The organism is Streptomyces sp. GC420 (assembly GCF_009916105.1).
Taxonomy (GTDB): domain Bacteria; phylum Actinomycetota; class Actinomycetes; order Streptomycetales; family Streptomycetaceae; genus Streptomyces.
On sequence record NZ_JAAAXQ010000697.1, the window covers coordinates 1 to 1,920 of the forward strand.

General features: G+C 72.8%; 1 protein-coding gene. It reads right to left on the reverse strand.

Going from position 1 to position 1,920, the window contains the following annotated elements; genetic code table 11:
* A partial coding sequence (locus tag GUY61_RS37890; RefSeq protein ID WP_166634825.1) for an FAD-dependent monooxygenase occupies positions 1-1,398 on the reverse strand: 1,398 nt, incomplete at its 3' end.
* Positions 1,399-1,920 lie beyond the last annotated feature (522 nt).

Sequence of the window (1,920 nt, forward strand, 5' to 3'; positions counted from 1 at the left end):
GGGCTTGTAGATGCGGACGGGGTCGGGGTTCTCGGGTGCGTCGGTGCCGTCGGGGACGACGGCGGCGGAGTCGTAGGTGTAGCCGAACTCGACGGCCAGTTCGTTGAACTCCGCGGACTGGGCGGCCACGGTGGCCAGGAAGGTGCGGCGGAAGTCGGTGTCGGCGGGGTCCTCGCTCCACAGGCGGCGGGCCTGCCGCCAGTTCTCCTCGGTGTCGGCCTGCGGCCCGCCGCCGAAGAGGGCGTTGATGGCGATGTGGTTCATGGCGTTTTCCAGCGAGCGCTGGACGTTGGTGGCGTCCGACGGGCGCCGCTCGGGCTCGTAGGTGTCCAGCAGGGCGTCGCCGGCATGGCCGTTGAGGACGGCGGCGATCTTCCAGGTGAGGTTCTGGACGTCGTGCATGGCGGAGGTCAGGCCGAGGCCGCCGGTGGGCGGGTGGCGGTGGGCGGCATCGCCGGCGATCAGGACGCGGCCGGCGCGGTAGCGGTCGGCGACCACGCCCTCCAGGGACCAGCGGGAGATCATGTGGACCGTCAGCTGGTCCTCGGTCAGCCCCAGCGCCGTGCGCATGTCGGACAGGACGGACTCGTCGTCCAGGGCGCGGCCGTCCTCGGAGCCGTAGTTGATGTGGAAGACCCACTCCTCGGACTCGGGGCCCCAGTGGTCGGGGCCCATGGGCACGAGGACGCCGGGGATGCCGAGGTCGGGCAGCCACAGCCAGCGGATCAGCACGTCGGGGTCGGTCGCCACCTGGGACAGGTCGGCGGAGATGTGGAAGGAGACCACGCGGGCGAGGTTGCGCACGCCCTCCTGGACGATGCCCACGGCGGGTCCGACGGTGCGGCCGCCGTCGCAGCCCAGCAGGTAACGGGCCCGCACCCGGTAGGTCTCGCCGGTGTCGAGGTCGGTGACGGTGGCGGTGACGCCCTCGTCGTCCTGGGCGAGTTCGGTCACCTCGTGGTGGAACCGGACCCGGCCGGGCGCGAGTTCCTCGGCGCCGGCGCGCAGGACCGGCTCCAGGCGGATCTGGGGCAGGTTGGCCTGCCGCTCGGGGCTGGCCGCGAGCCACTCCGGGGAGTCGCCGCCGGCTCCCCAGGCCTCCATCTTGGCGACGCGGCGGCCGTAGTCCTCGCCCTCGCCGGCCAGGCCGACGTACCAGGCGCTGTGGGACATCTGCTCGGCCGGGGTGGAGGCGGCGTAGATGGTGTCGGCCACGCCGGCGTCGCGCATGACCTCCATCGCGCGCTGGTTCAGGACATGGGCCTTGGGCAGGATCGAGGTCTGCGGCCAGGCGGTGACGAGCAGGGACTCGACGCCGATGCGGCTGAGCAGCATGGAGGCGGTCAGTCCCGCACCGCCGCCGCCGACGATGAGGACAGGGATTTCGATGTCGTACATGGGTACTCCGTGGGGTGTCGCGGCTCGGGGCCAGGGGGCAGGGGACGGCTCGGGTCGGGCGGGCAAACAGCGCGAGGGCGTTGTCCCGGTCGATGACGTGGTGGCCGGCGGTGTCGAAGCCGGGGTGGCGGCCGTATTCGCCGGTGAAGTGCGCGACGGCGACTTCGGGTGTGAAGGGCCCGTCGGTTGCGAAGAGCACCCGGTCGGGGCGGGCGAAGGCCGGCAGGCCGGGCAGTGCCGAGGGGCTGCCGGACAGGGCGGTGCCGGACCAGAAGCTGCGCAGGTCCTCGAGGTTCTCTCTTCGTGGCCGCGGCCGGTCTCGGCGACCGGGGCGGCGGTGACCCGGTGGGCGGCGGACGGGAGGTAACCGCCCGCGCGGGACAGGATGGTCTTCAGGCTGGGGCAGCGGCGTGGGACGTGTGCGTGACCGGGTTGGCCGCGGGGCGGGTGGCGTGGAGAGGGAAGTCCGCGGCGAACGGCGGCAGTACGGGGACGGGTGGGGCGCTTTCTCTTATACACACC